Source organism: Actinoplanes sp. NPDC051537 (assembly GCF_055586105.1).
Genome location: NZ_JBVJIU010000017.1, coordinates 65,984 through 82,910 on the forward strand (window position 1 = coordinate 65,984; position 16,927 = coordinate 82,910).

Annotated in this window: 16 protein-coding genes; 15 read left to right on the forward strand and 1 reads right to left on the reverse strand. The window is 73.6% G+C overall.

The features are described 5' to 3' along the window. Positions 1–5: 5 nt before the first annotated feature. From ACZ6TB_RS35510 to ACZ6TB_RS35535, 6 genes are all read left to right on the forward strand, one after another. Positions 6–1,010: a LacI family DNA-binding transcriptional regulator gene (locus ACZ6TB_RS35510; protein WP_465562368.1), complete on the forward strand. Its 1,005-nt coding sequence runs from the start codon at positions 6–8 to the stop codon at positions 1,008–1,010. After that, positions 1,007–2,653 (forward strand): ribulokinase, encoded by a 1,647-nt coding sequence (araB, locus tag ACZ6TB_RS35515; RefSeq protein WP_465562070.1) that lies wholly within the window; start codon positions 1,007–1,009, stop codon positions 2,651–2,653. Before ACZ6TB_RS35510 ends, araB begins: the two co-directional genes overlap by 4 nt. Further along, entirely contained in the window at positions 2,650–3,336 is a 687-nt protein-coding gene (gene araD / locus ACZ6TB_RS35520) for an L-ribulose-5-phosphate 4-epimerase AraD (protein WP_465562071.1), read from the forward strand. The genes araB and araD overlap by 4 nt, the downstream gene beginning before the upstream one ends. A gap of 23 nt (positions 3,337–3,359) precedes the next feature. Beyond that, positions 3,360–4,868, forward strand: coding sequence for an L-arabinose isomerase (araA, locus tag ACZ6TB_RS35525; protein ID WP_465562073.1), 1,509 nt, complete (start codon positions 3,360–3,362; stop codon positions 4,866–4,868). A gap of 69 nt (positions 4,869–4,937) precedes the next feature. Next, a complete protein-coding gene (locus tag ACZ6TB_RS35530) occupies positions 4,938–5,927 on the forward strand; it encodes a LacI family DNA-binding transcriptional regulator (protein WP_465562369.1) in 990 nt (329 codons plus the stop codon). A 288-nt stretch (positions 5,928–6,215) separates the two neighbouring features. Next, the gene (locus ACZ6TB_RS35535) at positions 6,216–7,223 is read left to right on the forward strand and encodes a 5'-3' exonuclease (protein ID WP_465562075.1); all 1,008 of its coding nucleotides are present in this window, start codon (positions 6,216–6,218) and stop codon (positions 7,221–7,223) included. 5 nt (positions 7,224–7,228) lie between these two features. Here the strand turns inward: ACZ6TB_RS35535 and ACZ6TB_RS35540 are convergent, their stop codons facing one another. After that, the gene (locus tag ACZ6TB_RS35540) at positions 7,229–7,984 is read right to left on the reverse strand and encodes an AfsR/SARP family transcriptional regulator (protein WP_465562077.1); all 756 of its coding nucleotides are present in this window, start codon (positions 7,982–7,984) and stop codon (positions 7,229–7,231) included. Positions 7,985–8,136: 152 nt separating this feature from the next. Here ACZ6TB_RS35540 and ACZ6TB_RS35545 point away from each other — a divergent pair, with 152 nt between their 5' ends. From ACZ6TB_RS35545 to ACZ6TB_RS35585, 9 genes are read left to right on the forward strand one after another with little or no spacing between them, the layout of a single operon-like run. After that, the gene (locus ACZ6TB_RS35545) at positions 8,137–8,757 is read left to right on the forward strand and encodes a Pvc16 family protein (RefSeq protein WP_465562079.1); all 621 of its coding nucleotides are present in this window, start codon (positions 8,137–8,139) and stop codon (positions 8,755–8,757) included. Beyond that, complete coding sequence (locus tag ACZ6TB_RS35550; protein WP_465562081.1) at positions 8,754–9,560, forward strand: serine/threonine-protein kinase; 807 nt, start codon at positions 8,754–8,756, stop codon at positions 9,558–9,560. Before ACZ6TB_RS35545 ends, ACZ6TB_RS35550 begins: the two co-directional genes overlap by 4 nt. 12 nt (positions 9,561–9,572) lie before the next feature. Next, on the forward strand, positions 9,573–11,468 hold the full coding sequence (locus ACZ6TB_RS35555) for a phage tail sheath family protein (protein WP_465562083.1): 1,896 nt from the start codon (positions 9,573–9,575) through the stop codon (positions 11,466–11,468). A gap of 14 nt (positions 11,469–11,482) precedes the next feature. Further along, on the forward strand, positions 11,483–11,944 hold the full coding sequence (locus ACZ6TB_RS35560) for a phage tail protein (protein ID WP_465562085.1): 462 nt from the start codon (positions 11,483–11,485) through the stop codon (positions 11,942–11,944). Beyond that, positions 11,941–13,902 (forward strand): phage tail sheath C-terminal domain-containing protein, encoded by a 1,962-nt coding sequence (locus ACZ6TB_RS35565; RefSeq protein ID WP_465562087.1) that lies wholly within the window; start codon positions 11,941–11,943, stop codon positions 13,900–13,902. Before ACZ6TB_RS35560 ends, ACZ6TB_RS35565 begins: the two co-directional genes overlap by 4 nt. A 35-nt stretch (positions 13,903–13,937) precedes the next feature. Beyond that, the gene (locus ACZ6TB_RS35570) at positions 13,938–14,420 is read left to right on the forward strand and encodes a phage tail protein (protein ID WP_465562089.1); all 483 of its coding nucleotides are present in this window, start codon (positions 13,938–13,940) and stop codon (positions 14,418–14,420) included. Continuing rightward, complete coding sequence (locus tag ACZ6TB_RS35575; RefSeq protein ID WP_465562091.1) at positions 14,417–15,661, forward strand: CIS tube protein; 1,245 nt, start codon at positions 14,417–14,419, stop codon at positions 15,659–15,661. Before ACZ6TB_RS35570 ends, ACZ6TB_RS35575 begins: the two co-directional genes overlap by 4 nt. Continuing rightward, entirely contained in the window at positions 15,658–15,828 is a 171-nt protein-coding gene (locus ACZ6TB_RS35580) for a hypothetical protein (protein ID WP_465562093.1), read from the forward strand. Before ACZ6TB_RS35575 ends, ACZ6TB_RS35580 begins: the two co-directional genes overlap by 4 nt. Next, entirely contained in the window at positions 15,821–16,909 is a 1,089-nt protein-coding gene (locus ACZ6TB_RS35585; protein ID WP_465562095.1) for a phage late control D family protein, read from the forward strand. The genes ACZ6TB_RS35580 and ACZ6TB_RS35585 overlap by 8 nt, the downstream gene beginning before the upstream one ends. Positions 16,910–16,927: the final 18 nt, after the last annotated feature.

The window sequence follows — 16,927 nt, forward strand, 5'->3', positions numbered from 1 at the left end:
CGGTGATGTCCGACGTCGCGGCCCGCGCCGGCGTCTCGCACCAGACCGTCTCCCGGGTGCTCAACGGGCACCCGCACGTGTCGGCCACCACCCGCAACCGGGTGATGGCCGCGATCGCCGAGCTCGGCTACCGGCGCAACCTGTCGGCCCGGGTGCTGGCGACCGGGCGGTCCAACGTGATCGGCGTGGTGGCCCAGAACACCACGCTGTACGGACCGTCCAGCATGGTGCAGGCCATCGGCGAGGCGGCGCTCGGCGCCGACCTGTCCCTCACCGTCGGGCACGTGGCGGGGTACGACGCCACCGCCGCGTCCCGCCGGATCGTGGAACGGCTCGTTCAGCAGGGCGCGGCCGGCCTGGTCTTCATCGCCCCGGTCGACGCGGCCGAGGAGGCGATGCGGCTGGTGCCGGACGGGGTGCCGATCGTGACCGTGGACGGGCTGCCCGAGTGGCAGTCCGCCAACGTCTCGGTCGACCAGTACACCGGCGGCATGCTCGCCACCCGGCACCTGCTGGACGCCGGGCACAAGACGGTGTGGCACGTGGCCGGGCCGGAGAAGTGGCACGGCAGCCGGGCCCGCGAGGAGGGCTGGCGGGCGGCGCTGGCCGAGGTCGGCGCCGTCGCGCCGCCGATGCCGCGGGCCGGCTGGTCGGCGGCGTCCGGGTACCAGTGCGGGCGGATGCTCGCCCGGATCCCGGACTGCACGGCGATCTTCGCGGCGAACGACCACGTCGCCCTGGGAATCATGCGGGCGGTGGCCGAGCAGGGCCGCCGCATCCCCGAGGACGTGAGCATCATCGGCTTCGACGACGTGCCCGAGGCCGGCTACTTCCATCCGGCGCTGTCGACGATCCGGCAGGAGTTCGCCGAGGTCGGCCGGCAGGCGCTGCGGCTGCTGCTCGACCAGCTCGCGACCGGCGTCAGCTCGTCGGAGTCGGCGCTGGTCGAGCCCGTGCTCATCCCCCGCGACACGGTGGCGCCCGCCCCGGCGAGTCAGGAGAAGTCATGAGCGAGTTGGTCATCGGTGTCGACTTCGGCACGCTGTCGGGACGGGCCGTCGTGGTCCGGGTCTCGGACGGGGCCGAGCTCGGGTCGGCCGTCCACGCGTACGCCCACGGGGTTGTCGACCGCAAGCTGGGCGACACGATGTTGCCGCCGGACTGGGCGCTGCAGGTGCCCTCGGACTATGTGGACGTGCTGCGGAACGCGGTTCCGGAGGCGCTGCGCAACGCGGGCGCCGACCCGGCCGACGTGATCGGCCTGGCCACCGACTTCACCGCGTGCACGGTGCTGCCGACGCTCGAGGACGGCACCCCGCTGTGCGACCTCGAGGAGTTCAAGGACGATCCGCACGCGTACGTGAAACTGTGGAAGCACCATGCGGCCCAGCCCCAGGCCGATCGCATCACCGAGCTCGCCGCCAAGCGCGGAGAGGCATGGTTGCGCCGCTACGGCGGCCTGATCAGCTCGGAGTGGGAGTTCGCGAAGGCGCTGCAGGTGCTGGAGGAGGCGCCGGCGGTCTGGTCGGCGATGCGGTACTGGGTCGAGGCCGCGGACTGGATCGTGTGGCGGATGACCGGGGTCTACCTCCGCAACGCCTGCACGGCCGGGTACAAGGGTCAGTTCGTCGACGGGCAGTATCCGTCGGCCACCTACCTGAGCGAGCTTAATCCCGATTTTTCGCACTTCCCCGAGAAAAAGCTCGATGTTCCGATCGGCCAGCTCGGTCAGGCCGCCGGGCGGCTGACCGAGGAGGCCGCGTCGATGATGGGCCTGCACCCCGGCGTCGTGGTCGCGGTCGGCAACGTCGACGCCCACGTCTCCGCCCCCGCGGCGAAGGCCGTCGAGCCCGGCCGCCTCGTCCTGATCATGGGCACCTCGACCTGTCACGTGATGAGCTCGGACGTGCTGCGCGAGGTGCCGGGCATGTGCGGCGTGGTCGAGGGCGGCATCGTCCCCGGCCTGTGGGGCTACGAGGCCGGGCAGTCGGGCGTCGGCGACATCTTCGGCTGGTTCGTCGACAACTGCGTGCCGGCGGTGTACGAAGCCGAAGCGACGAAGCGCGAGATTTCGGTACATGACCTGCTGAGCGAGAAGGCGGCCGACCAGCCCGTCGGCGCCCACGGGCTCATCGCCCTGGACTGGCACTCCGGCAACCGGTCGCCGCTGGTCGACCACGAGCTGTCCGGCGTCTTCGTGGGGCAGACGCTGGCGACCCGGCCCGAGGACGGCTACCGCGCGCTGGTCGAGGCCACCGCGTACGGCACCCGGCTGATCATCGAGACGTTCCGGGAGGCCGGCGTCGCCGTCGAGGAGCTGGTCGTCACCGGCGGCCTTCAGAAGAACCCGATGATCATGCGGATCTACGCCGACGTCACCCGGATGCCGATCAACGTGCTCGACTCCGACCAGGGCCCCGCGCTCGGCTCGGCCCTGCACGCGGCGGTCGCCGCCGGGGCGTACCCGGACATCCGGGCCGCCGCCGCGGCGATGGGCCGGGTGTCGCACGGCTCCTGGACGCCGGACGAGGCGAACGCCGATCGGTACGACGCGCTCTACGCCGAGTACCGCACGCTCGTCGACTACTTCGGCCGGCACGGCAACGACGTGATGCGCCGGCTGCGCAAGATCCGCCGGGAGGCCCTGCGATGAACGACCTGCTGCGCGAGGTCCTGGAGGCCAACAAGCGCATCGCCACCGCCGGCCTGGCCACGCTGACCTGGGGCAACGTCTCCGGCGTCGATCGTGGCGCGGGCGTCTACGTGATCAAGCCGTCCGGCGTGCCGTACGACCGGCTCACCGTGGACTCGCTGGTCACCGTCGACATCGAGACCGGCGAGGTGGTCGGCGGCACGCTCAAGCCGTCCGTCGACAGCGAGACCCACCGCCTGCTCTACCAGGCGTTCGGCTCGATCGGCGGGATCACCCACACGCACTCCACCCACGCGGTCGCGTTCGCCCAGGCCGGGCGGGACATCCCGGTGCTCGGCACCACGCACGCCGACAACTTCGACGGGCCGATCCGGTGCACCCGCGACCTCACCCCGGACGAGTGCGCGCACGACTACGAGCGCAACACCGGCCTGGCCATCCTCGACCTGCTCGACGGCGACGCCGAGTCGGTGCCGGCCGCGCTCACCGCCGGGCACGGGCCGTTCACCTGGGGCGCCACCGCCATGAAGTCCCTCGAGACCGCCATCGTCTGCGAGGCGGTCGCCGAGATCGCCATCCACACGCTCGCGCTCAACCCGCACGCGGCTCCCCCCGAGCACCTGATCCGCCGGCACTTCAGCCGCAAGCACGGCCCCGGCGCCTACTACGGCAACGCTGTTTAACGAGGGAAGCAGGCAAGAGAATCATGAACCCTTTCGACGGTCGCGAGATCTGGTTCCTCACCGGTAGCCAGGGCCTCTACGGCGAGGACACGCTCGCCCAGGTGGCGGCCCAGTCGCAGCAGGTGGTCGCCCAGCTCGACGGCGCACCGGACATCCCGGTGCCGATCGTGTGGCGGCCCGTGCTGACCGACGCGTCCGGCATCCGCGCCGTGATGATCGCCGCGAACGCCGACGACCGCTGCGTCGGGGTGATCGCCTGGATGCACACGTTCTCCCCCGCCAAGATGTGGATCAGCGGGCTGGAGGCGCTGCGCAAGCCGTTGCTGCACCTGCACACGCAGGCGCACCGGGAGCTGCCGTGGGCGACCATCGACATGGACTTCATGAACCTCAACCAGGCCGCGCACGGCGACCGGGAGTTCGGTTACGTGCAGACCCGGCTCGGCGTGGCCCGCACGACCGTGGTGGGGCACGCGTCCGAGCCGCGCACCGCCGCCCGGGTCGGCGAGTGGGCCCGGGCCTCGCTCGCCGTAGCGACGATGCGGTCGCTGCGGCTGGCGCGGTTCGGCGACAACATGCGGGACGTCGCGGTCACCGAGGGCGACAAGGTCGAGGCCGAGCGGCACTTCGGGGTGTCGGTCAACACGTACGGGGTGAACGATCTGGTCGCCGTCGTCGACGACGTCGCCGACGCGGACGTGGACGCGCTGGTGGCCGAGTACGAGGATCTCTACGAGGTCGTCCCGGAGCTGCGCAAGGACGGCGACCGGCACGAGTCGCTGCGCTACGGCGCCCGGATCGAGGCCGGGCTGCGGCAGTTCCTCACCGCCGGCGGGTTCGGCGCGTTCACGACCAACTTCGAGGACCTGGGCGGGCTGCGGCAGCTGCCGGGGCTCGCGGTGCAGCGGCTGATGGCCGACGGCTACGGCTTCGGCGGCGAGGGCGACTGGAAGACCTCGATGCTGCTGGCCACGCTCAAGGCGGCGGCGTCGGGCCGGCCCGGGGGCACCTCGTTCATGGAGGACTACACCTACCACCTCGGGCCCGGCCCGCAGCGCATCCTCGGCGCGCACATGCTCGAGGTCTGCCCGTCCATCGCCGCGCGCACGCCCCGCCTCGAGATCCACCCGCTGGGCATCGGCAACCGCGAAGATCCCGTACGGCTGAAGTTCTCGGCCGCGCCGGGCCCGGGCGTCGTGGTCGGGATGTGTGACATGGGCGACCGTTTCCGCCTGGTCGGCAACGTCGTGAACGTGGTGCCGCCGGACCACGAGCTCACCTCCCTGCCGGTCGCCAGCGCGGTCTGGGAACCGGCCCCTGACCTGGCCACCTCGGCCGAATGCTGGCTGATGGCGGGCGGTCCGCACCACACCGTGCTGAGCACGGCGCTGGGCGTCGCCGTGGTCGAGCAGTTCGCCGAGCTGACCCGCACCGAATTGGTGATGATCGATGGAGCGAGCACTCCGTCGGGCGTCCGTAAGGAACTCCGCTGGAACGCGGCCTATCAGCTGCTGGCGGGCGGCCTGCGGTGAGGGGATATCCTGCCCGCAACAGGCGGATGCGGGGTGTCGGTGAGCGTGAAACGCGGACGGCCGCCGGGCATGATGGATGTCGCCCGGCTGGCGGGGGTGTCGCATCAGACCGTCTCGCGTGTGCTCAACGAGCACAAGAACGTGAGCGAGCAGACCCGGCTCAAGGTGCGGGCGGCGATAGCGGAGCTGGGTTACCGGCCCGACCGGGCGGCTCGCGCCCTGGTCACGGGCACATCCCAGGTGATCGGGGTGGTCGCGCAGAACTCGTCGCTGTTCGGTCCGGCGTCGATGCTGACCGCGTTCGAGGAGGCGGCCCAGGCGACCGGCTTCGCGGTGAACGTGAGCAGCGTGCGCAGCCTCGACGAGCGCTCGATCGCCGACGCCGTCGAGCGCCACCTCGACCAGCGGGTCGCCGGCCTCGTCGTGATCGCGCCGGTGGCCAGCGCCGGGCCGGCCCTCGAGCAGCTGCCGGCCGACGTGCCGGTGGTCACCATCGACGGTGACCCGGAGCGCACGAGCACGCTGGTGACGGTCGACCAGGTGGCCGGCGCGCGGGCGGCGACCCAGCGCCTGCTGGACGCCGGGCACCGCACGGTGTGGCACATCTCCGGGCCGTCCGACTGGTTCGACGCGGCCGGGCGCGTGCGCGGCTGGGAGGAGACGCTCCAGGCGGCCGGGGTCGAGATCCCGCCGCTGCTGACCGGCGACTGGAGCGCGGCCTCGGGCTACCGCAACGGCCAGCTGCTGGCCCGCCTGCCCGACGTGACGGCGGTCTTCACGGCCAATGACCACATCGCGCTGGGCCTGCTGCGGGCGCTCAACGAGCACGGCCGCAAGGTGCCCGGCGACGTGAGCATCATCGGCTTCGACGACGTGCCCGAGGCGGCCTACTTCACGCCGCCGCTGACCACCGTGCGGCCCGACTTCGCGGCGGTGGCGGCGGCGACGCTGGAGCTGCTGATGACGCAGGTGCGGGAGGGCCCGGCCGACGCCGGGGCGCGGCGCACGATCGCGCCGATGCTGATCGAGCGGGAGAGCGTCGCACCGCCCGCGTCCTGACCGCAAGCGGCGCGCGTATCGGTGAGCAGAGCGGTTCAGCTCTGCTTACCCATGCGCGCCTTGGATCGGCCTGCCTCGATGCCATACCCGCCCGATTTGTCCGTTGAAACGCGGCCGGTCCAGCGTCTTGACATGTCGTGTGTGATCGTTAACATTCGTGGAAACGACGTCGAAACCGATCGGCAACCTTCTTGGTTGTGAACGTGAACATCGACGCCGGACGTGAGGACCCCCGTCGGGGCCATCAGGGGAGTGATGGTCCCGGCGGGTCACGCGTACGCTTCTACGGTGCCGCTGCTCCTGGTCCTCGACGGAAACAGCCTGCTGCACCGTGCCTACCACGCGGCGGCGTTCGAGGGCATGCTCGCGCCGGACGGCTCCCCCATCTGGGCTCTGCGCGGCCTGATCGGCTACCTGGCCCGGGCCGCGGCCCATCTGAACCCCGACGCGGTGATGGTCGGCTTCGACTGCCCGGTCTCGTCGGCCCGCCGCTCGTCCTACCCGCTCTACAAGGCCCACCGGCCCGACAAGCCCGGCGATCTGCTGGCCCAGCTGGCGGTGGCGCCCGAGCTTCTCGCGGCGGCCGGCGTCTGCACGGTGGTCCCGCCCGCCTACGAGGCCGACGACGTGCTCGCCTCGGCCTCCTCGGCCGCCCGCGCCGCCGGCTGGCAGTCGGTGCTGATGACCAGCGACCGCGACGCCTTCGCGCTGATCGACGCCTCCACCTCGGTGCTGCGGGTGCGCAACGGCGGCTTCGACGAGGCGGTGCTGGTCGACGAGCAGGCCCTCCCCGGCATGTACGGCGTCACCCCGGCGCAGTACCGGGATTTCGCGGCGCTGCGGGGCGATCCCTCCGATAACCTTCCGGGGGTACGCCGGTTCGGCGCCACCACGGCCAAGAAGCTGCTCGCCGCGTTCGGCACGGTCGAGGCCGCCTGGCAGGCCACGCTCGCCGACGTGGCCGCCGCCGTCGGCGACCACGCGGCCTCGTTCTTCACCGACCCGTCGGCGCGCGAGATCGTCGACCGCAACCGCACGCTCATGACGATGCGCCAGGACCTGGCGCTGCCCGCTCTCGGCGGCGCCCGCCTGCCGCTGAGCTACGTGACGATGCGGCAGGCGCTGCGGGCCCGCGGCATCAACCTCGGGCCGTCGCTGTGGGCGCTGGTCGGCGGCGCCGCCCCGACGCCGGCCGCGATGGCCGAGGACGAGACGGCGGCGTGGAAGCCGTGGGTGTTCCGCGGCGGCCTGTCGGCGCGGCGCGACCCGACGCCGGGCCAGCTCTCGCTCTTCTAGACGCCCTACAGAGCCGGCACCAGCAGCCGGTCGGGCAGCCAGGGCGCGAGCAGCGCGTGGATCTGCGCCGACGGCGCCAGGCCGAGCTCCCGCTCCAGCAGGCAGGCGAAGCGCTGGTACTGCGCCAGGGCCTCGGCGACGTTGCCCTCGACCAGGTGCGCGCGCACCACGACGCGATGGGCGCTCTCCCGCAACGGGTCCATCGCGATCCCGCGCAGCCCGAGCTGGATCGCCTCGCCGGCGCGGCCCTGGTCGATCAGGTCGCACGCGCACCGCTCGAACAGGTGCAGCCGGAGCTGCCGGATCCGCTCGCGCTCGGTCACCAGCCAGTCGTCGTACCAGTCGGGCAGCAGGTCCTCGTGCAGCACCGCGTTGACGCCGAGGCCGTCGACGATCTCGACCGCCCGGCCGGCCAGGGTCAGCTCGCGCAGGCCGTCCTGCACGTCGACCCAGACCGTGGACATCAGCGTCACGTGGCTCTTCGACGGGCGTACCAGCGCGCAGTGGATCCGCCGTACCCGCCAGATCGCCGACCGCAGGTTGGCCTTGGCCCGCTCCTCCGAGGCGTCCGGCCAGAGCTGGCCGGCCGCGAACGTGCGCTCGACCGGCGCGCCGGTGAGCGCGAGGAACGCGAGCAGGCGCTGGCCGGCCGGCTGGATCTCGACCGCGGTGTCGTTCACCAGCAGCACGAAGCCGTCGAGCAGTCGGAGCCGGATGTCGGGCGGCGGCGGTGACGGCGCCCGGATGGTCGTGGCGTTCATGGCTGCCCCCCTCGGCACCCGCCCCCACCGGCGGGCTTCCGTCACCATCGTCGCGCTTGGATCGTCACGGCACCGTCACCCGTCCTGGCACTTCCGGGCAACTGTCAGGGAGGTGACGCTGGCGTGACGCGACCGGCCGAAACTCCGGTGCCATGGCCGGCTTCGGAACCGTCGCCGCGGTGACGCTGAGCATCCGCGAGCAGTTGAACCGATGGTTCACGGCCCTGATGACCGCCGACGGCGACGCGTTCCGGGCTCTCCCGGTCGCGCGGATGGTCCAGACCAACGACTTCTCCCGGATCGGCGCCGACGCCGACAACCCGATCAAGTTCCCGACGATGTCCATCTTCGTGTGGCGGGTGGACATCAACCGGCTCACCCGGTCGCCGTGGGCCGCCGTCGCCGCCCAGGACCACACCATCCACCTGCCGCTCGACGTGCACCTGCTGCTCACCGCCTGGGACAGCGACATCGAGAACGAGCTGCGGATGATCGGCGCGACCATGCAGTGCCTCGAGGCGCGGCCGGTGCTCGCCGGGCCGCGGCTGCACCCGTCCGGCGGCTGGCGGCCGGGCGAGGCGGTGCAGGTCGTCAACGAGGAGATGGCCACCGAGGACGTGCTGCGCACGTTCGAGACGCTGCCGGTCGACTACCGGCTCAGCGTCGCCTACGTCGCCCGGGTGGCGCGCATCGACGCGCCGATCGAGCCGGACCACCCGGACGTGGTGACCGCGATCCGCGGGCTGACCCCGTCGGCGGAGCCGCTGCCGTGACCGCGAACCTGTTCGTCCCCGGCCGCTACGACGAGGCGATCACCCGGCTCGCGTACGGCGTCGAGCTGCTGGACACCGCCCGGACGCCCGGCGACCGGTTCCCCGGCCCGGCCGCGGTGCTCGACGAGCGCCGGCCCAAGCCGCTGACCGCGTGGCGCCGATGGCCGCCGGGCGTCACGCTGAACGACGCGCTGACCCCGCTCACGCGCCACCGCAGCGGCCGCTTCGCCCGGATCGGTCCGTCGCCCGGCCCGCTCGCGATCCGCGTCGTCGAGCCGCGGGCCGGCGCGGCCCGGCGGCTCGTGCCGCGGCGGCTGCGGCTCGCGGCCGAGGGGACCTACCGGATCGACCTGTTCCCGGGCGCCGGCGGCGCGCCGAGCGCGGGCTCGACGATCATCCGGGGGCGGGTCACCCGGCCCGACGCGGGCGGGATCGCACGGCCGGTGCGCTGGGTGCGGGTCGTCGCCCGGGACGACCACGACGACCTGGGCTGGGCGCACGGCGACGACCGCGGCGAGTTCCTGCTCGTCGTGGCCGGCCCGCCGGGCGGCACGATGCCGCCGGACCTGCTGACGCTGCACGTGACCGTCACCGCGCCGCCGGTCGCCGTCCCGCCCGCCGACGACCCGCTCGTTCCGGCCGTCGACCCGGTCTGGGACCTGCCGGTCGAGACCGCGGCCGGCGGCGCCGACCCGGCGCTGACCGGTCGCGCGATGTGGGCCGGAACCGAGCACGGGCCGTTCGACGTGGACGTGCCGCTCGGCCGGGAGACGCTCCTGCCGATCGCCCTGCCACCGCTGTAAGGAGACTGACCGATGCCCGAGTACCTCTCCCCCGGCGTGTACCTCGAGGAGACTTCGTTCCGGTCGAAGTCGATCGAAGGGGTCGCCACCAGCACGACCGGCTTCGCCGGCCTGTGCCGCTACGGCCCGGTGCAGTACGTGGACGGCGACCGGCTCGGCCCGCGCAGCACCGAGCCCCGGCTGATCACCAGCTTCACCGAGTTCGAGCGGGTCTACGGCGGGCTCGAGCCGATCGTGCCCGCCGACGGTTCCCTGGCCCGGGAGAGCTACCTCGCGCACGCCGCCCGCGCGTTCTTCCTCAACGGCGGCCGCCGGCTCTACGTCAGCCGGGTCTTCGCGCCCAGCGGCGCCGATCCCGCCCTCGACCTCGGGCTGGCCCGGCTCGCGCTGCCGTTCGGGGCGGCCGACAGCGCGACCTGGCGGGCCCGCTGGCCGGGCGGCTACGGCAACGCGCTGCTGATCGTGCGGGCGGTCCGCAAGCGCAACTGCGCCTACCAGAACGACACGTTCGGCACCCAGGCGACGGCGCTCAAGCACGGCGCGGTCGTCGAGATCACCGAGCCGCCCGCGGTGCCGGCGGCGGTCGACGCCGACCTCGTGCCGGCCTCGCTGGCGGTGGTGTCCGAGGACCTCGCCGACCGGGACGCCGCCGGCCGCCCGCGGCAGACGTTCCGCGCCGGCGCCGGGACCGTCGCCACCACCGCCGCGACGATCATCAAGGAGGTCGTGCTCCAGGTGCTGGTCCGGCCCGACGACGAGCGCATCGACGCGTACTCGGACCTCGCCACCCACCCGGCGCAGCGCCGCTGGATCGGCCACATCCTGCAGGCCGACGACCCCGAGGACGAGGACGCGGTGGTCTACCTGGACACCGACGCGCCCGACGACCCGGCCGACCCGGCCACCCTGACCCGGGCCGTCGACCTCATGATCGCGCTGCAGACGCCGGTCGCGGGCAGCCGGCTGACCGGCGGCAACGACGGCGCGATGCCGAGCCCGGCCGACCTCGCCGGCCAGGACGCGTCGCCGGACATCGCCACGCAGAAGGCGACCGGGCTGGCGGCGCTCGGCGAACTCGACGACGTGGCGATCGTGGCGCTGCCGGACGCCGGCACCTACGACGACGAGGAGCTCTGCCAGGCCGCGGCCGGGGCGCTGATCGCGCACGTGGAGACGGCCAAGTACCGGATCGCCGTGGTCGACGCGCCGCGGGCCAGCTCGCTCACCGAGGTGCGCTCGTTCCGCGGCAAGTTCGACACCACCCGGGCGGCCATGTACCACCCGTGGATCGAGATCTTCGACCCGCTCCAGCGGCCCGCGCAGGGCGCGCCGCCGCGGCGGATCCTGCTGCCGCCGTCCGGCTTCGTCACCGGCATCTACGCGCACACCGACGTCACCCGCGGTGTGTTCAAGGCGCCGGCCAACGAGGTGGTGCAGGGCCTGACCCGGTTCGAGGCGAACATCAACACCGCCCGCAACGACGTGCTCAACCCCGAGGGCATCAACGCGCTGCGGTTCTTCCCGGGCCGCGGCAACCGGGTCTGGGGCGCGCGCACGATGAGCAGCGACCCGGAGTGGATGTACGTCAACGTGCGCCGGCTGTTCAACTTCCTCGAGCACTCGATCGACCGGGCCATGCAGTACGCGGTCTTCGAGCCCAACAACGACCGCCTGTGGGCCGGGATCCGGCAGTCGGTCGAGGACTTCCTGTACGTCCAGTGGCTCGCCGGCGCGCTGCTCGGCACCAAGCCCGAGGAGGCGTTCTTCGTCCGCTGCGACCGCACCACGATGACCCAGAACGACCTCGACAACGGCCGGCTCATCTGCCTCATCGGGGTGGCGCCGACCAAGCCCGCCGAGTTCGTCATCTTCCGGATCGGCCAGTTCACGGCCGACGCCCGCGCCTGAGGAGGAGGCCTGCGATGGCCGTGCTGCGCGACAACCCGTACCCGGGCTTCAACTTCATCGTCTCGCTCGGCGGCGACAGCGGCAGCGGCGAGGAGGGGACGATCGTCGGCGGTTTCGCCGACGTCTCCGGCCTCAGCTACTCCGTCCAGTACGCCGACTACCGCAACGGCAACGAGAAGGTCAACACGGTCCGGAAGATCCAGAACGCGTTCACCGTCGAGGACGTGACGCTCAAGCGCGGCGTCATCGGCTCGCTCGACCTGTTCGCCTGGCTCGACGACGTCAGCCGCGGCGTCATCGACGCCCGGACGGTCACCATCAACCTGCTCGACGAGGCCCGCAACACGGTGATGACCTGGAAGCTGCTCGAGGCCCAGCCGAAGAAGTGGACCGGACCGGCGCTGGCCGGCAAGGGCGGCACCGAGGTGCCGACCGAGGAGATCGTGCTGACCTGCCGGCAGATCCAGGCGTCGTGACCGCGCCGTTCGTCCCCGGCGCGCCCGGCGTCTTCGCGCTCGCGCCGGCGACGGCCGACGTGCTCACCGGGGTGCGGCGGGACGTGGCCGCGTTCGCCGGGATCAGCCCGCGCGGGCCCGCGCGCCGCCCGCCGGGACGGCCGGACGACGACGCCGACGTCGCGACCTGGCTCGCGGTCACCCCGGTGACGCGGTCGATGCCGGTGGCGGTCGGGAGCTGGGACGAATATCGGGCCGCCTTCGGCGGATTCGAGGGACCCGGGCGGCTGCCGTACGCGGTGCGCACCTACTTCGCCCACGGCGGCGTCCGGGCGTACGTCATCCGCATCGTCCCCACCACCGCACCGGCACCGGGCCTGGCGTCCGGCGCCCTCGGCCTGGCCGGCGCCCGCGTCCTCGCCCGCGACGAGGGCAGCTGGGGCAATCGCCTGCGGACCGTGCTCTCGGCCGGGACCCGCCCGGTGCCGGTGCGGGAGGCGAGCACCACCGAGGTCATCGTGCCGCCGGACGCCGGGCTGCCCACCGGCACGCTGCTGCGGCTCGACTCCGCCCAGCTCCGCTTCGTCGAGCGGGCCGAGGCCCGGCCGAACCCGGACGGCCCCGGACGCCGCCTGCATCTGCTGCTGGACGCTCCCCTGGCGGCGGCGCCGAACCTGGTCGAGGTCGTGGACGTGACCCTCGCCGTGGTCGACGCCGATCCGGCCCTGCCCCGGGTCGAGACCCTCACCGGCATCGGGCTGCGCCCCGATCATCCGCGCTGGCTCGCCCGCGTGCTGATCGCCGAGTCGGCGCTGCTGTGGCCCGACCCGGCGTGGGCCGCGACGCCGCTGCCGCTGCCCGACCCGGCGCTGCCGCCGATCGCGTCCGGCCCGTTCACCGGCGGCGTCGATCTCTGGGAGCACGTCGTCCCCGAGGACTTCTGGGATCCGCTCTGGACGCCCGGCGACGAGCGGCCCGGCGACGGCGTGCACTGCCTCGCCGACCTCGACGACGTCGGCCTGCTGGTCGCGCCCGACCTCTACGACCCGGCGCCGCTCACCCCGCCCGAGGACGTGCGCGACCCGGTCTCGCTGGCCGGCGCCGACTTCCAGGTCTGCGCGCGCCCCGAGCCACCGCCGCCGGCGACGCCGCGCCCGCCCGGCCTCGACGGGCTGCGGCTCGACCCGCTGGTGGCGGCCGACCTCGACCGGATCGCGGCCGCCCAGCTCGCGCTGGTCACGTTCGCCGAGCGGCGCCGCGAGTTCACCGTGCTGCTCGACGTGCCGCTCGGCCTGCCGCCGGCCCGGATCCTGCGCTGGCGCACCGGGTTCGACTCGTCGTTCGCCGCCGCCTACCACCCCTGGCTCGACGTCGCCGCGCCCGACGACGACCGCGACGACCTGGTGCGGCTCAACCCGGCGGCGTTCGCGGCCGGCATCGTGGCCGCCCGCGAGCTGCGGCTCGGCGTCGCCCGCGGCCCGGCCAACGAGATCGCGGCCGGCGCCGTGCGGGCCGCCGTCCCGGTCGGCGCCGCCCTGCACGGCACGCTGCACCTGGCCGGCATCAACGTGTTCCGGGCCGAGCGCGACGGGATCCGGCTCACCGCCGCCCGCACGCTCAGCGTCGACGCCCAGCTCCGCCAGCTCTCGGTGGCCCGGCTGATGACCGTGCTGCGGCTGACCCTGGAACGGGAGCTCGCCTGGGCGGTCTTCGAGCCGAGCGGGCCGCCGCTGTGGGCGCGGATCCGGCGCGTTCTCACCGGCCTGCTGACCCGGCTCTACGACGCGGGCGCGCTGGCCGGGAACGGCACCCGCGAGGCGTTCTTCGTCCGCTGCGACACCACCACGATGACGCCGAACGACCTCGACAACGGGCGGTTGCTGTGCCTGGTCGGGGTGGCGCCGGCGGAGCCGATGGAGTACCTCGTCGTGCGGATCGTCGTCGAGCCGGACGCCTCGCTGCGGGTCGAGGATCGGTGACGGTCGTGTGACGGCCGCCGGGCACGCTGGCCGCCATGACCGACCTGCTGCTCACCACGTTCCGGTTCGAGCTGGAGTTCACGCGGGTCAGCGGCGACGGCCCGGAGACGCTGGGCGACGGCGGCTTCCAGGAGATCAACGGCCTCGAGGTCGAGATGGAGGTCAAGGACCTCAACGTCGGCGGGCGCAACGCCGGCGTGGTCCGCCGGATCGGCCGCGCCAAGTACGTGCCTCTGATCTGCAAGCGGGGCATGTTCGGCCCGGCCGCCGGGGACGCCGAACCCGAGCTGTGGCAATGGTTCCAGGACATCGTGAGCGGCGTGCGGCCGGTGCGGCGGTACGACGGCAGCGTCACCGTGCAGGACCAGCAGGGCCGCCCGATGGCCGTCTGGCTGTTCACCCGGGCCGTGCCGATCAAGCTGATCGGGCCGCAGCTCAACGCGAAGACCGGCGAGATCGCGATCGAGGAGATGCACCTCGGGCACGAGGGCCTGCTGCTGGAAGGCACCGCGCCGTGACCGCGCCGGCGGCCGAGGACCCCGGCGCGAAGGTCGCGGTGCTGGAGGCGCTCAATCCCAAGGGCAAGGTCATCGAGACCATCCCGGTGCAGTTCAACCCGGCCACGCTGCGGCTGACCATGTCGAACAACGTGGACGGCGGCGCCGCCCGGGCGCGGCAGGCGCAGCAGTACAACGGCAGCTCGAGCACCCAGCTGCACGTCGAGCTGGAGTTCGACACCGCCGACGAGGGCACGACCGCGGCGCCGGTCGACGTGCGCACCCTGGTCGCCAAGATCGAGCAGTTCGTGCTGCCGACCGGCGAGGGGTCGAAGAACGCGCCACCGCGGGTGCGGTTCCGGTGGGGCTCGATCAACGTGCCCGGCGTGATGACCAGCCTCGTCGAGGAGCTCGACTTCTTCTCGGCCGACGGGGTGCCGCTGCGGGCCAAGGCGACCGTCGACATCAAGCAGCAGGACCCCAAGTTCGCGGCGCTCAAGGACGGCGCCGGCGGCAACCCCGACTCGGGCGCGCCGCCCTCGGGTGAGGACCCGCAGGGCGGGACGAGCGGGCCGGGCAGCGCGCCGTCGCCCCCGCCGTCGGGGCCGGACGCCCGGACCGGGGAGGCGCTCGACGGCGAGAGTGCGGCCGATTTCCTGGCCCGCAACGACCAGCCGCCGGAGGCGTGGCGGGCGGTGGCCGGGCTCGTGGGCGACGCGCTCGCCCTGGCCGCGGGCGCGTCGATCGACTTCTCGGCGTCGCTGTCGGTGGGGGTCGGGATCGGCATCTCGGCCGGTTTCGAGGCGGGGCTCGACGTGTCGGTGGACGCGCAGCTCGGCCTCGACTCCGGCCCGGCCGCCGTCGGCGGCGGTAGCGCTGGTGGCGGCGGTGGTCGCGGCGGCGGCGGGTTCGCGTTGTCGGCGGCGGGCGGGCTGAGCGCGGCCGTCGAGCAGAGCGCGATCACGTCGGCGGCCGCGAGCGCCAACGCCGGGCGGGCCTCCTTCGGCCTGCCGGCCGCTCCCCCCTCATCCACACCGGCGTCGGTGCCGGGGAGGCCGGGGCCGGCCCCGGCCCCCGCGCCGCCACGGGCCGACCCGCGCGCCACCGGCTTCGGGCGCGGGGTTCCGCTGCGCGACCGGGTCACGCCGAGCTCGGGCCTGCCCGGCGGTGGCGGCTGGGTGCTGATCGCGCCGCTGCACGCCCCGGTCACCGCGACCGCGCCCGCCGCCACGTCCTCCTGCGCGAAGGGCTGCTGCCGATGACCGTCCACATCGGGGAGGTCACCTCCGAGGTCACCGCCACCACCGTCGATCCGGCGCCGGCCGCCGAGGCGCCGGAGGCGAGCGTCTGGGAGGAGCGGCTGCGCGTCGAGGCGACGCTCGAACGGCTGGCCCGCGACCGCGAACGGACGGCGACCGGCGATGAGTGACCCCGCGCACCCGTTCTCCTCGCACGCCCCGGTCTTCACCGTCGCCGGCCGCGTCGAGGGCGCCCTCGCCCGCGACCTGCTGCGGCTGGACGTCGCCGAGGGCGCGCTCGGCCTGCGCACGATGGTCGCCGGCTTCGCCGCCATCGCCCCCGACAGCGACGGCTCGGCCGGCCAGCTGTCCTATCTGGACGGCCGGACGCTCGACCTCGGCACCGAGATCGCGGTGACGATCGGCCCGCAGGACGGCGAACGGCGCATCTTCACCGGCACCGTCTCGGCGCTCGAGGTCACGTTCGAGGAGGGCGCGGTCCCGTACGTCTCGGTCTTCGCCGAGGACTCGCTGATGAAGCTGCGGATGACGACCCGCACCGCCACCTACACCGACCGCAGCGACGCCGATCTCGTCAGCGACGTCGCCGGCGAGCACGGTCTCGGCGCCCAGGCCGACGTCGACGGGCCCACCTACCCGGTGGTGCAGCAATGGGAGCAGTCCGATCTCGCGTTCCTGCGGGACCGGGCGCAGCGGCTGGACGCCGAGCTGTGGGTCGACGCCGACGATGTGGTGCACCTGGCCGGCCGGGAGCGCCGCCCCGGGCCGGAGCTCACCCTCGTGCAGGGCAACGAGCTGGTCGGGCTCACCGCCCGGGCCGACGTGGCGCACCAGCGGGCCACGGTGGAGCTGCGCGGCTGGGACCACCAGCAGGTGGAGGCGGTCTCGCACGTGGCCGACGACAGCGTGGTCTCGGCCGAGGCCGCGAGCGGACGCACCGGCGTCCAGGTGGTCGCGAAGCTCTTCCCCGGCAGCGGCTTCACCCGCTCCCGGCGGGACGTGCTCGACCGGCGGACGGCCGAGGCGTACGCGAACGCCGAGATGCTCCGCCGGGCCCGCGCCTTCGTCACCGTCGACGGCATCACCGCCGGCACGCCCGATCTGATCCCCGGGGCCAAGCTCGACCTCCAGCGGGTCGGCCGGCCGTTCGAGGGCGCCGGCTACCGGGTCGTGCACTGCCGGCACAGCTACGACCTGACCGTGGGCTACCGCACCCGCTTCCGCGCCGAACGGCCGACGGTGGCGGCATGAGAACGGCGGCACGAGAGG